General features: G+C 44.5%; 10 protein-coding genes. 1 reads left to right on the top strand and 9 read right to left on the bottom strand.

The genetic code is table 11. The annotated features are described in order from the left end of the window. The 5 genes from FXF36_RS15050 to FXF36_RS15070 all read right to left on the bottom strand — a co-directional run bounded on the left by FXF36_RS15050 (position 1) and on the right by FXF36_RS15070 (position 3,787). Positions 1–450, bottom strand: a complete 450-nt coding sequence (locus tag FXF36_RS15050; RefSeq protein ID WP_151625496.1) for a DUF4869 domain-containing protein — start codon at positions 448–450, stop codon at positions 1–3. A gap of 413 nt (positions 451–863) precedes the next feature. Next, entirely contained in the window at positions 864–1,247 is a 384-nt protein-coding gene (locus tag FXF36_RS15055; RefSeq protein ID WP_167511416.1) for a response regulator, read from the bottom strand. A gap of 160 nt (positions 1,248–1,407) precedes the next feature. Further along, complete coding sequence (gene hypE, locus FXF36_RS15060) at positions 1,408–2,409, bottom strand: hydrogenase expression/formation protein HypE (protein ID WP_330583201.1); 1,002 nt, start codon at positions 2,407–2,409, stop codon at positions 1,408–1,410. Between the two features lie 71 nt (positions 2,410–2,480). Next, positions 2,481–3,524 (bottom strand): hydrogenase formation protein HypD, encoded by a 1,044-nt coding sequence (gene hypD, locus FXF36_RS15065; RefSeq protein ID WP_151625500.1) that lies wholly within the window; start codon positions 3,522–3,524, stop codon positions 2,481–2,483. Further along, complete coding sequence (locus FXF36_RS15070; protein ID WP_151625502.1) at positions 3,524–3,787, bottom strand: HypC/HybG/HupF family hydrogenase formation chaperone; 264 nt, start codon at positions 3,785–3,787, stop codon at positions 3,524–3,526. Before FXF36_RS15070 ends, hypD begins: the two co-directional genes overlap by 1 nt. A 140-nt stretch (positions 3,788–3,927) precedes the next feature. Here FXF36_RS15070 and FXF36_RS15075 point away from each other — a divergent pair, with 140 nt between their 5' ends. Beyond that, positions 3,928–4,269 carry a hydrogenase maturation nickel metallochaperone HypA/HybF gene (locus FXF36_RS15075; protein WP_151625505.1) on the top strand — a complete coding sequence of 114 codons (342 nt, stop codon included), beginning with the start codon at positions 3,928–3,930 and terminating at the stop codon, positions 4,267–4,269. On the opposite strand, the gene hypF is transcribed toward FXF36_RS15075, so the two are convergent. The 4 genes from hypF to FXF36_RS15095 all read right to left on the bottom strand — a co-directional run bounded on the left by hypF (position 4,222) and on the right by FXF36_RS15095 (position 13,897). Next, the gene (gene hypF / locus FXF36_RS15080; protein WP_151625507.1) at positions 4,222–6,483 is read right to left on the bottom strand and encodes a carbamoyltransferase HypF; all 2,262 of its coding nucleotides are present in this window, start codon (positions 6,481–6,483) and stop codon (positions 4,222–4,224) included. The genes FXF36_RS15075 and hypF overlap by 48 nt on opposite strands. 20 nt (positions 6,484–6,503) lie before the next feature. Then, on the bottom strand, positions 6,504–7,748 hold the full coding sequence (locus tag FXF36_RS15085; protein WP_151625509.1) for a nucleotide sugar dehydrogenase: 1,245 nt from the start codon (positions 7,746–7,748) through the stop codon (positions 6,504–6,506). Between the two features lie 131 nt (positions 7,749–7,879). Further along, positions 7,880–10,345, bottom strand: a complete 2,466-nt coding sequence (locus FXF36_RS15090; protein ID WP_243143532.1) for a glycosyltransferase family 2 protein — start codon at positions 10,343–10,345, stop codon at positions 7,880–7,882. 21 nt (positions 10,346–10,366) lie between these two features. Continuing rightward, on the bottom strand, positions 10,367–13,897 hold the full coding sequence (locus FXF36_RS15095; protein ID WP_151625513.1) for a rhamnan synthesis F family protein: 3,531 nt from the start codon (positions 13,895–13,897) through the stop codon (positions 10,367–10,369).

Below are 13,897 nucleotides of genomic sequence, written 5' to 3' on the forward strand. Positions count from 1 at the left end.
TTATCTTTCCTCAATCTTCATCGCTTCATCCAGATATTCCTGATAACTATGCACTGTTTTGTCCGTATTAATAATATAAGCCTCGAAAGTCTCACAAGCGCTAAAGTCCATAATATGATGAAGATTTATAGTTAAATCCTTTTTCTTGCTAATCTCCACAATCCATTTGGCGCAATTATCTCCGCAGGCTGAAGCATTGAAAATCTTTCCACTTTCATCAAATCTCATAAGAATCAAGGTCTTCACTCCACCAGACAATTCCTTAGTAGATATAGAGCCAAGAAATGGACTGTCAATCGCACGAGGACCAATGACATCTGATTTATCAATATCCTTGATAGCTTTCACGGAAAAAGGATCTGTAATCCATTCATCCAAATATACGTTATCAAAATATGTAGGTGGGTGATAAATTGAATTATCCACATCTCCAAATACTATTTTTAACATAAAAAACTCTCCAGTTTTTCTTCTAATTCTCTAAAATATAACGACATCTCAATTATACAGTTTCCGCAATCAAAAAGGAACTTCTATATATTTCTCCACACTCTTTGTTTAATGTGCACAAGTTTTCAAGAATTATTCTTATTTAGTTGTGCACGATGGAAACTCTCGGATTTTATGGCATAAAAGACAGGTGAGTAAGATGATTTACTATAAAAAGAAAAAGACCGAGTTTTCGGTCTTTTTGAGGGGAGTATAAATAATTAATAAGGGTGCGGCAAGGAAACTCCCTACCACGTCTCGAATTATAATATAGTTAAAAGACTATTGCAAGAAAAAAATGAAAATTCTGTGTTCTTTGACACATCCAAAAAAGAGACCACATGAAGTGGTCTCCTGAATTGCAATATTAAGTTTTATGTAAAGTGTGCTAAAGCCTCGGCAAATCGAACTTCATCGAACGGTTTGATGACAAAATCCTTGGCGCCGGCCTCGATTGCTTCGATAACATAGCACTTCTGACCCATGGCACTTACCACGAGAATCTTGGCATCAGGATCAAATTCCTTGATTTGCTTGATAGCATCAATTCCATTGGAGCTTCGTCCAACTGTATGGCCGTCCACCGTCATGGTAATATCCATGGTGACTATATCTGGCCTTAGCTCCTTGTATTTAACAACAGCTCCATCACTGCAATCTGCTTCGCCTACTACTGTGCAACCATTTCTCTCAACCTCGCCTCTGACAACAGCTCGCATAAATTTGGAGTCGTCTACTATAAGAACTGTCTTTCCCAAAACTAGCATCCTCCTCTTCCACAAACGATTAATTTGGATGTGTAGGTATATTATAGCATAGGATGATACGAACTAATTATGAATTAATTGTGATAGATTTTATACACACCTCATCAGTCAGCTAAAGCTGACAGCTTCCCCTCAAGGGGAAGCCTTTTGTTTAACATATTCTTGGCAGGCCTTCGCCCTGGAGAATATCGAGGTAGCGGCGACCTCCTAGCTCTGTTCTAAGGATAAGGGAGCCTTTTGGGTCCTCCCCTCCCGGAAGCGATACTTTTCCGATGATAGCAGCATCCTTGCCATATTTACTATTTCGGATTATTTCCACTGCCCTTTCAGCCTGGTCATCAGGAACAATTGCCACAAGCTTTCCTTCATTTCCCATGTATAGTGGATCAAGGCCAAGCAGGCCACAGAAGGATTTCACCTGTGGGTCCACAGGAAGCTTTTCCTCTTCTATTTCAAAGGTAAGCTGGCTTGCAACTGCAAGTTCCTTTAAAACTGTGGCAAGACCACCGCGGGTCACGTCTCTAAGTACATGCACTGGTATGCCACTTTCCATAAGATTTCCAACCATCTCCTGAAGAGGTGCATTGTCACTTTCGATGGAATTCTTGATTTCCATGCGCTGGCTTAGAACTGTGGCATGGTGGTCACCCACATTTCCTGAAACGATAATAGTATCACCGGCTGCTGCATTTTTTGCTTTTATATCCACACCCTTTGGGACAAACCCCACACCAGCAGTGTTGATATAAATACCCCCATTCCCTTCTATTACTTTTGTGTCTCCGGCAACGATTGTTACACCAGCTTCCATTGCTGTGGCTGCCATGGATTTCACCAGACGGCGGAGGGTCTCCACATCAGCACCCTCCTCAAGGATGAATCCACATGTGATATACTTTGGAACAGCTCCGCGCATGCACAGGTCATTCACTGTGCCACAAATACAAAGTCTTCCAATGTCACCTCCTGGGAACTCCAGCGGAGTCACCACAAAGCTATCTGTAGTCATGGCAATTGTGGCATCACCCGGGATGACTGCTGCATCCTCCATCTGAGAAAGCACATCATTATCAAATTCAGTCTCGAATATATCTTTTATCAATTCATTTGTTGCACGGCCACCTGAACCATGCATCATCTGTATTTTCATCATAATTAATCAAACCCCTAGTACACAAATTGTTACGCCTACAATTTGTTCATCTATATTTTTAACTTTTTCTATTAATTCTTTGTCAAATATACGTTAAAGCACGAACCTTCCTCCGACACCATGCACGCGCCCTGTGGTTTCATTGGGGTGCAGGACTTTCCGAAAAGTGGGCAGTCGGTTGGTTTTGCTTTGCCCATAAGGATTTCTCCACAGCGGCATGCTTTATTCTTTTTGTTGTCCACATTCAGGTCGGCAGAACCTGCATCAAAATGTGCATACCCATCCCTTAACAGCAGCCCTGAGCCAGGGATGATTTCCATTCCGCGCCATGCCACATCACATGGTCTGAAATATTTTTCAAGCTGCCTGCTGATAATTACATTGGCTGAGGTCTCCACCACAGATGTGTAATAATTAGCAACTCTCGCCTCACCGTTTTCAATCATTTTCACTAGGCCATAGATTGCCACCACCAGCTCCTTTGCGGTGAATCCTGACACTGCAAATGGTATGTGATATTTTTCTGCTAGTCCATTAAAATAATCCGCTCCTGTTACTGCACTCACATGCCCCGGTGCGATAAAGCCATCAATCCTCGCTCCATTATCACAAAGATATGAAATAGCCCCTGGCATTGTCTTTAAGGCGGTCAACAGCCTGATATTAGTAATGCCATCGGCTATGGCATTGTCCAGCAACACCGTATACACAGGCGCAGTGGTCTCGAATCCAACTGCTGCAAATACGTATATACGATTTGGATTATCCTTTGCAAGCTGAAGCACATTCATGGGAGAATAAACCATCTCCACCGAACCGCCTCGGCCCTTGGCTTCATTCAGACTTTCTTTGGAGCCCGGTACACGAAGCAAATCACCAAAGGTAACAACCGTTGTGTTTGGCTGAAGGCTTAAGTCTATCAGCTTATCAATATAGGCTGTTGGAGTGACACACACTGGGCACCCTGGGCCGCTTAATAATTCTATATTGGGTGACAACAAATCCCTGATACCATGAGCCTGGATTGCATGAGTATGGCTGCCGCAGACTTCCATGAGGTGAATGGGTGAGCCGGCATAGGATGCGAGGTAAGCCACCATCTGTTTTATGTCCATTATATAAACACCTCATCAGTCACCTTTGGTGACAGCTTCCCCTCAAGGGGAAGCCTCTCATCAGTGGAGCTCATAAGTTCTGAAATTTCTTCTGCTTCACTCTTTTTCAAAGTCTGGATTACACAGCCGGCGTGTACCAGCGCATAGTCCCCCTCTTTTACATCAACAAGTCCCACATAGGCTTCAACCTCATTTCCATTGAAGTCCACAGTGGCCTTGCCATCCTTTAATTTCTTTACCAAACCTGGTATTGCAACACACATTGTAATTCCCCCTAAAAATCAATTTCCAGCCTAACTATTTTACCACGCCTTCCCCAAGAGGGGAAGGTGTCAGCTGTGCTGACGGATGAGGTGTCATCTGATATAATATTTAGTACTTGTAATGTATTGGAGGACTTATAATGCACGAACTTGCGGTGACGGAATACGTTTTTAATTTGGTAAAAAAACAGGCTGACGCAGCGGGCGCCAGCCATGTAAATAAGATTCATTTATTGATGGGGGATCAATGTGATTATGTCCCAGAGATTATCGAAGAATATCTTCAGGTAATGAGCGAAGGGACTCCTTTGGAGGGTGTTAAAGTGGATGCCGAGGTGAAGGAGTCCATGATTCTTTGCAAGGATTGTGGAACAGAAACCAGTAGGCATGACTTCAAAGACACCTGTCCTAGGTGTGGGGGTGAGAATTTGAGGTTAAGAAGGTGTACGGAGTTTGTGGTGAAGAATATTGAAGTGTGCTAAATACGCTTGTCCCAAACATATGCTTCCATCTCCTGGTGGGAGCTGTTCTGAGATGTAAACCTGAAAGCCTTCTGCCTCCAGAATGTCTATAGTTCTTTCAAGGAGGATTCTGTTTAGGAAGGTTCCTCCTGACAGCACCACCTGCTTAATCTGATATTTCTTAGCCTGTGTCAGAATGAAATCTGCCACAGAATATATAAACTCTCTTGCTATTATTCCTTTATCTGAATTCGTATATACGATATTTTCCAGTTCAATAGGAGCCTGCCCCTCATAGCTGTTATAGTGGCATATGTCCAGGTGCGCAGACATTGCATCAAACCAGCGGCCCATAGATGTGGAAACTACCGTATTTATATTGTTATCAATGGCTGCTGCAATCAGCTTGGCGTTTGGGTTAGTATCCTTATCGTCCTGAACTGCTGCATGAAGCATTCCGGTGAGAATCGTGTCACAGTTCTTTGCACCTTCATTTCCGCCGATTAGCTTTACCGGCTTCATATGGGCTACTCGCTCCATATTTCCTTTTCCATCCCAAATAAATACTTCGCTGCCCCAAACGGTTCCATCTTCGCCATATCCTGTACCGTCAAAGGCAAATCCAAGGACCTGCCCCTGAAGATGATGTTCTGCAATTACAGCTGCCACGTGGGCCTTATGATGCTGCACATAGCTTATAGGAAGTGCCCTATCCTCAGCTAGCTGAGCCGCCATTTTGCGACTGAAATATCCTGGGTGCAAATCGCAGACAACAGCCTCCGGCTTAAATCCGAAAATCTGCTCCATGCCTGTCATTTCATTTTTATAAAACTGCTGACAGCTGACAGCTTCCAAATCCCCAAGATACTGACTTACATAAGCAAGCCCATCCTTCACATAACAAAAGCTGGACTTCAAATCTCCACCTGCTGCAAATATTTCCCCAGAGATATCCACAGGTATAGGGTTAGGTACGTGTCCTCTTCCACGTCTGATAAACTGCTTACGGCCTCTGACAACCTTCATAACCGAATCGTCCATAGGTCGAAGAATCCTTCTATTGTGACTCAGTATTCCAACAGGCACATCCTCTGGTAATTCTCCTGAGTTCACCCGTTCCTGAAGCCAGGCAGTCATTCTGTCATTGTCAATTTCAAGCACATCTCTGCTGGCATTGCCACTTGTCATAATCAGTGATCCACACTCGTGCACCAACATTATCTGCACAGGGTTACATGGTAACATGGCACCTATATCTGGACTTGTCAGGCACACGTTTTGTGGAAAACTTACATCTTCTCGTCTCCTAACGAGGACAATTGGTCTTGCAGGGGATTCTAACAAATCAGCCTCAAAGTTATCCACATTGCAAAACTCTCTGACTTTATCCACATCCTCAAACATGACCGCAAAGGCCTTGGCCTCGCGATGTTTAAGGATTCTAAGGGCTGCCACCGCTTTTTCATTGAATGGGTCGCATGCCAGATGATAGCCGCCAATGTCCTTTATAGCAAGGATTCCACCGGACTTTATCAACTGAGAAGACCTTGAAATTTCAGAAACTATATCGTTTTCGTTATATATATCCACAATGTTATCAACATTTCCACATTCGGTAACATTGTCAGTAATTTTGTACTTTAATCTTACAAATTTCAGACTAGGTCCACAATCTTTACATGCAATAGTCTGGGCATGACGACGCCTGTCTTTCTTGCCGGTATATTCTGCTCTACAATCGTCACACATTTCAAAATCTGCCATGGTGATGGTATCCCTGTCATAAGGCAGCTTTTCGATAATTGAGTATCTTGGTCCGCAGATTGTGCAGCTGATAAAAGGATGCATGTAACGGCGATTGGCTGGATCCAAAAGCTCCGATTTACATGTATCACAGGTGGCAATATCTGCCGGAATCAGTGGAAGATTCTCCTGCACATCCTCATCCGATTCAAGAATCACAAATCCTGTGCCCTTCTCTGATAATCGGAACTCGTCCGAGTTATCCACATTTTCAATTCTAATATCCGTTACAAATCCACCTGTTGGCACATCAAAAGAAAGCTTGCGGTGGAAGGATTTTAAATCCTCCTCACTTCCGCAAGCCATCACTGTCACGATGCCGCCGGTGTTTCTGACCCAGCCGGCGATATTCAGTTCATCAGCTATCTTTGCAACAAAAGGCCGGTACCCGATTCCCTGTACCAAGCCTTTTATAATAAATTTCTTAACCATTTTCAGTTTGCAATCCCAGATTAATCTCTTGCGAAAACGTCGCGAGTGTAGACCTTATCCTTCACATCGTCAAGGCAGCTGTCGTAGCGGTTTGCAATAATCGCATCGCACTGGCCCTTGAACGCCTCAAGGTTGTTGATAACCTTTGAGCCGAAGAAGGTTGTGCCATCCTCAAGAGTTGGCTCATAAATAACAACTGTAGCACCCTTTGCCTTCACACGCTTCATAACGCCCTGGATTGAAGACTGACGGAAGTTGTCAGAGTTTGACTTCATTGTGAGTCGGTAAACGCCGATAGTTACTTCCTTCTCGTGCTCCTTGCTGTACTGATTTGTATCCTGATAGCCATAGTAGCCAGCCTTTTTAAGCACCTGATCGGCAATGAAATCCTTGCGGGTGCGGTTTGACTCCACAATTGCGCGAATCAAATCCTGTGGCACATCGGCATAGTTTGCAAGCAACTGCTTTGTGTCCTTTGGAAGGCAATATCCACCGTAGCCAAAGGAAGGATTGTTGTACTGATCTGTGATACGTGGGTCAAGGCAAACGCCCTTGATGATAGCCTGTGTATCAAGTCCCTTCGTCTCTGCATAAGTGTCCAGCTCGTTGAAATAGCTGACACGAAGGGCAAGATAGGTATTCGCAAAAAGCTTAACCGCCTCTGCCTCTGTGAATCCCATTACAAGAGTATCGATATTCTCCTTGATTGCGCCCTCAGCAAGAAGTGCTGCGAACTCATTAGCGGCCTTTGTCAAATCAGCATCGCTTTCATCTGTGCCTACGATGATACGGCTTGGATAGAGATTATCATACAATGCTCTTGATTCACGAAGGAACTCTGGGCTGAAAAGAATCTTATCGCTCCCCATCTTTTCACGGATGTTTCGAGTATAGCCAACAGGGATTGTGGATTTGATTACCATGTAGGCATTTGGGTTCACCTTCTGCACAAGCTCAATGACTGCCTCGACAGCTGATGTGTCGAAGAAGTTCTTTGCGCTGTCGTAATTTGTAGGTGTGGCAATGACTACAAACTCTGCGTCCTTGTAGGCTGACTCGCCATCTAAGGTTGCTGTTAGATCCAAATCCTTGTGAGCCAGGAAATCTTCGATTTCTGGGTCCACAATTGGGGACTTTCTATTGTTGATTAAATCCACCTTTTCAGGAATTACATCCACGGCAACAACATGGTTGTGCTGAGATAACAATGTAGCTATTGAAAGACCAACGTAGCCGGTACCGGCTACTGCAATTTTTCTGTTCATGATTTCTCCAAATCCGCCTTGTTACACTCTCAAGCCTTGGTATTGCTCTTGAGCGAGATTGGCTCTGCAAGCAACACCAAGAGCTTGATAGTTACAAGGCTCATCTAAATTCTTTAATCATTTACTAACATTTACTCTTCTTTTAAACGATACCATCCATCGAGGATCGACAGGTTCGGGTTGTAGTATGGGTCACCCTTTTCGAGGATGTCTGGCCAGCGTTGCTCTAACTTCTCAACCTCGGAGTTGAAGCGGGCAACCTTTTCTCCTGTGTCCTCGTAACCACGGGACTTGGACTCGTAGTGGTAAAGCTCTGCGTGTGGGTTATAGACTACCAGGTAGCCCTTATCACGAACCTTCATACAGAAGTCCACATCATTGAATGCCACTGCAAGCTCCTCTGTGAGACCTCCGACCTCTTCGAAAACATCCTTACGCACCATCAAGCAGGCTGCGGTAACCGCAGACAAATCCTGAGTAGTAACGGCACGGAACATATAGCCTGGCTCGCTTCTCTCAAGACCTACGAAGGTGTGTCCAGCGATTCCTCCGATTCCCATTACAACGCCAGCGTGCTGCACGGTGTTGTCTGGATAATAGAGAAGTGCTCCGCATATTCCAACATCAGGGCGAAGGCAAACATCAACCATCTCCTTGATGCAGTTCTCGTTGATAATTTCTGTATCGTTATTTAAAAGCAAGTACATATCACCGCTGGCTGCCTTTGCACCGCAATTGTTGATAGCGGAGAAATTGAAGCCTGGTGTTTCGTAGCGAACAATCTTTACATCTGGGCGGCCTTCGATTGACTTGTAGTATTCGAAGGTCTCTGGCTCAGTGGAATTGTTCTCAACGATAATGTATTCAATATTCTTGTAAGATGATTTGGTGTCAATTGACTTGATGCACTTGTCCAAATCATCGGTATGGTCCTTGTTAGGAATGATGATGGAAACCAGTGGCTCCTTATCCCAGTTGTAAATGGTTCGATAGCAGCCGTAGAAGGTATCCTGCTCAACCTTTGCTGGGATGCCAAGTCTGTCGTAGTGAGCCTGTACAGCACGGGCTCCCGCATCGAATGCATAAAGCTTGCTCTCAGCAGACATGGCTGTTGATGCCGCATGACTTCTCCAATGGTAAAGGGCCTTTGGAACGTGATGAACATTTCCAGCTGCCTCACAGCAACGAAGGATGAAATCGTGATCCTGTGCGCCATCATATTCTTTATTAAATGCTCCCACCTTTTCATAAATGTCACGTCTGAAAATGAAGAGATGACAGATATAATTTACGGAGCAAAGCAAATCCAGGTTGTAATCTGGCTTGAAAACTGGCTCAAAATACTCCTTTGAGTCCATGGAAATCTTGTCCTCATCGGTGTAGATGACATCGATGCTACGGTCCTTATTAATTGCAGCCACGCACTCGTACATAGCATTTGGTGCAAGAGTGTCATCGTGGTCCGAAAGAACTATATAATCACCTGTTGCAAGGGCGATTGCAGCATTTGTGTTATCAGAAATACCAAGGTTCGCCTGAAGATGTGTGTATTTTACACGGTGGTCCTTGCCATATTTTTTATTAATGAACTGCCCAAGGCTGTCGTCCGGGCTTCCGTCTGCAAGGCAAAGCTCCCAGTTGCTGTAGGTCTGAGCAACGATTGAATCAATGAGCTCCACAAGGAACTTCTCAGGAGTCTGATACATCGGAACCACAATACTCATCAACGGATTATACTCGAACTTCTCATCGCGCTGACGCTGAAGCTCAACATCTGTAGGACCGAAGCTTGTAAGGAAATCCATGTAGGTATACTTTGGCGCATCGGCATCCTTGAACTTATCAATGGCATGCTTGATTGTGGCACTAAGTCCGTTGTCCTGACGATAAAGCTCGATTCGCTCCCAGAGTGTCTTCTTTGGAAGAAGATTTCCACCTGTGAGCACGTGTGCTGTGTCAACCTTACAATCGTAAACCTGACCATTTGCTGTGATAGTAAGCCTCAGATTCTTGTAGTTGCCCTTGTCGAAAACAATCTCCAGACCTGAGTCACATTTTTCGGTAAGCTCTGGGTAAACCCCGTAAACATCCTTACGGAACATACGCTTTACAGAAATTGGGATTTCTTTTGTGCCATCGTAAAGATGGAACTCTTCGGGAACATTTCCAATTGCCCAACCGAGAATCTGAATCTTGTCATCCGTGACAGCTGCACGCTCAAGATTGTACTCGTATTCCTTTTTCAACTTCTGAAGGTCGCGGCCTGTAGCCTTGTAAACCACAGAGCGAACCTGATTTGAAGCACCACTCTCACCTAAAACGCAAATAAGCTTCAGGCTCTTTACTGTGCTCAAATCCTCTGGAAGCTCAATCTCTCCCACGTATTCCTTGGAAACACTCTTGTGGGCTGCAATGTAGCGCCGACGAACTTCGTTGCCCTCGTTGATGGTGATGTCCATCTTGTAAGGCTTGCCGTTTAGCTCTGCCACAAGGTCATAGCCCTTTGGGTTGTCAAAAGGGTAGAAGCCCTGGAAGAGCAGAGTATTTTGTTTGGTTAGATGGTATCGGATGAATACCACATTGAATGTATCTCTCAATATTACACCTCAAGGAGAAGCCTACTCAACCTTCCAGGCTCCTGTTTTTACATCAAATTTCTGCACACCGCCGCGGCTGTAGCCGTCCTCAACTGTAAGGCTTTCCGCGATTTCTGGTGTCAGTGTACCAGCAGCAATTATATCATAGAATAAATCTTCTACAAGCTTTGCATCAGAAACCATACCATCTCCAGTGCTGCGAAGTGTAGCAGCATATTGAATAACAAAGTCTAAGATGCCCTGCTGTAGCTGTTTTACAGCCTCGCTCACATAGTCATCATCCTTGAAGTTTGGCTTTGGCTTGCCATCCTTCATCTCGAAATTGATGAGCTGACCGAATGGTGCGCTAAGTGCATTTTCAAGGAAAAGCTGGTAGCGCAAAAGCTTACTTTCATCAATAAGACGTGGGTCCGTAATTGTAAAAATCGCATCTGCTCTGCCACCGATTCTCTCTGGCTTGTTAGAATGAAGTGCCAGATAGTGTCCGGCGATATCACGTTCTGTAAGCTTCATAAGGAAGTACTGGATTGTGCCTGAAAATCCCACATCTACAACGGCCAAATCACTGGCACCAGCAAAGAAATCACTGGCGTAGTTTAGATAAGCAGTTTTCTCAGCTTTAGCCTTGACAAAAATCTCGTTCTTATATGGAGCCAGCGCTTCCATTATGGTCTCTGGCTTGGTCTCGTAATCAAACTCCCTATCCTCATCACCATCATGAATGGTAAGGCCGAAGCGCTCCCACAGAAGATTGCTAAAGCTTCCCTGATACTTCTGTTTGATTAACTCACGGATGTCCTCATCATTTTCAAGAGCTGGCACAGCGCAGGCGCGTCGTGATGTAAGGAAATAGTGAATATCAGGAACCTGCTGTCCCTTTGCCTGACAGTATCCCTTGATAAGTCTCTCCAGCATATAGCCTTCCCTGGCAAGAAGTAGCAGTCGCTCCCCGCTCTTTGTATTTTCATCAACAATCCACTGGGTGAATCGTGCCATCAGCGGTCCCATGGTTGTGTAGCCAAAATCGTACATGCTCTTAAAGTGCAGGCTTCCACTCTCATCGAAAGCAAATGGCGAATTGAAAATGCCACCGTTAACTGCCTGTCCTACAATTACAGAATCCGCAAGACTTCTCTTGGCAAGCTTTCCAAAATAAGAGAAATCCGAAAGCGTAAGCATATCCCTAGGATTGAGGACGATGTGACTTGCCACGCCTCTATCCATTAGGATCTGTGAATCAGAACGGAAGTTATCACCCACATGGATGAAGCGATCCTTTGGCATATTTGCAAGAACCATGTTCCACATAGTACCATCATCCTTGCGTGCTCCCACCTCACAGGAAATGAGAAGCTCATCGTAATAAGCAATACCACATTTGTGAAGAAGGCCAACCACCTCCACACGATTCAGGTACATATCGCTGACGAGAATGACATGCTTGCCCATGCTCTTCATGGCATTGTAAACCTCGACCATATCATGTCTTGGAATGCATACCGCAGTTTCAAGCTCAATTTCAAGCTTTTTTATATCCATGGCGATATCACCAATGGTCTTGTCCCTTGCCACCTCAACATAAATCTTATCGATGGTAGTCATGGCCCCGTACTTCTCAGTAGCTGCTGACTCGGCCGCTTTTCTAAGCTTCAGGAAATCCACCTTTTTACCATATTTGTTAAAGATAATCCGCTCCAAAAGTCTGAACACATCATCAGGCTCATAGACTGTGCGGGTAATCAGTGTGTCGAAAATATCAAAGGAAATAACGTCATAGGCAACTAGCTTCATAATCAAAAGCTGCTTATCCACCTTGAAGTTTCCAGCAAATGGACGAAGGCTCTTGTTCATTCTGGTGTCACCATCCTCCAAATAGAGGATGAAATCATCATACCCCTGCTTGCGGGAAATAAACGGAAGGATTCGCTCCAGGGCATGTGCCAATGTGCCATCTGTCTGGCCTGCTTCCTCTGGGAAACTTTCATAGCTGTATCCATGCTCAAAAACAGGTCTGATTGCATCTGTTTTAGCCCAGAAAAAGCTTCCTGCTGGATAATTGAAAACGCTTGGCAGCTCACCCAAATCATACTCCTGGGCAAGCTTAGCTCCAAGGCCAGCGTTTGCAAGCCATGAGTAGGCAATCATAGGCACTTCCTCATGAATATCTGGGTACACAAGGCCAGCATTCTTATTTTTGAACATATCAAAAATGGAATTAACCTTCTCTGGAGAGCCTAATAAAAGCTCAAGGGAGAACTGTCTCCAGCCACCCTTCTCCTGTCCTGAATACAGGGACTTCTTTGAATGTACATGCAAAATATAATCGTGTTTTAAAATCTCAGAACCAAACGCTACATACAGCGGTGCCAAGTCTCGACCACGATTTTGAAGTGGTCTGATATCCACTGTCTTAGCAAGCTTCAGTTCCTTAAGCCCTGCTCTTATGGCATTAACATCTGCCCCCTCCTGGCAGGAAATATACAAATCAAATCCGTAAGGTATGTTTGCAAAATAGCTGACAAACTCTGGCAGCAAATCCACATAAAAAAGATGAAGATGCACGGCAATAGAAGGTGCTTCCTCGCCTCGCTCCGCTGCCCTCTTAGCTTCTCTTGCTGCGGCCTTGGCGGCCTTTGCAGCTTCTCTCTCGGCACGCTTGGCTTCCCTGGCTGGAGTCTGCTTTCCAGTGAGGAAGGACTTAAAGGCGCGGATGCTCTCCAAAGTCTTGTAGCCTCTGGTATTCACGGTGTTGTCATATATTGTGCGAAGCTGCTCATTCACAGCCTCGATATTTCTGATGTGAGTGTCCTTTGCAGCGATCAATTCTTGCAACTGAGAAATCTGATAGTCACGGCTTGCAATTGCAAAATCAGCACTGGTCTTGCTGCGGCTATCCGCATGTTCGAAAAGCTCCTTAAGGTTTTTCACATCCTTAAAGCAGTACTGATACTGAAAATGAGCTTCCATCTTTTCATACTGCGCACGCTCCTCGTCAGAAATCTCCACCAGATTTCCTGGAAGATCACTGAACTTCACAACGCGATAAAGCATATAGTTGATAGGCACAAGAAAATCAAAGGTCCACTCGTAGTCAATGATTTCCCATCCCTTGTCCGTCTTAATAATATTATCAAAAATTAAATCTATATCTAAGAACTTGCAAGCAAGCACTCCTCTAGGCAAATCCACCTCACCAAACACTTTGGTAAATTCATCGCTTGCATCAAATTCAGTAGACTTTGGAATGAAGGCTGACTTTACCGCATCAAGAAACTGCTGACTATCAGCAGCCGTAAGATGCTCACCCTCAAGGAATTCGCTTTCGATTGTATCGCCTACAAGCTGACTCTCATTTACGCAAAAAGCAGAGCCCTGCAAAAGATCTTGCAAGCCTCTGTAACTGTTGAAAACTCTATGTATATGATTTATCGCCTGACTGTCGTAGGGCTTTTTGATAACCACCCTTTTGCCATCACGCTCTACAATATCTGTGATAATGTTATATTTAGGATTGCGTTCGTTTGAAAGCTTTTCGTAAAGTAATCTTTCCAT

The sequence above is a fragment of the Pseudobutyrivibrio xylanivorans genome (assembly GCF_008935055.1).
GTDB classification, from domain to species: domain Bacteria; phylum Bacillota; class Clostridia; order Lachnospirales; family Lachnospiraceae; genus Pseudobutyrivibrio; species Pseudobutyrivibrio xylanivorans_A.

Bases quoted from the DNA above. Each gene is read 5' to 3' on its own strand.
- FXF36_RS15050 (WP_151625496.1), bottom strand. From the start codon at position 450: ATGTTAAAAATAGTATTTGGAGATGTGGATAATTCAATTTATCACCCA.
- hypE (WP_330583201.1), bottom strand. From the start codon at position 2,409: ATGATGAAAATACAGATGATGCATGGTTCAGGTGGCCGTGCAACAAAT.
- hypD (WP_151625500.1), bottom strand. From the start codon at position 3,524: ATGGACATAAAACAGATGGTGGCTTACCTCGCATCCTATGCCGGCTCA.
- FXF36_RS15070 (WP_151625502.1), bottom strand. From the start codon at position 3,787: ATGTGTGTTGCAATACCAGGTTTGGTAAAGAAATTAAAGGATGGCAAG.
- FXF36_RS15075 (WP_151625505.1), top strand. From the start codon at position 3,928: ATGCACGAACTTGCGGTGACGGAATACGTTTTTAATTTGGTAAAAAAA.
- hypF (WP_151625507.1), bottom strand. From the start codon at position 6,483: ATGGTTAAGAAATTTATTATAAAAGGCTTGGTACAGGGAATCGGGTAC.
- FXF36_RS15085 (WP_151625509.1), bottom strand. From the start codon at position 7,748: ATGAACAGAAAAATTGCAGTAGCCGGTACCGGCTACGTTGGTCTTTCA.
- FXF36_RS15095 (WP_151625513.1), bottom strand. From the start codon at position 13,897: ATGGAAAGATTACTTTACGAAAAGCTTTCAAACGAACGCAATCCTAAA.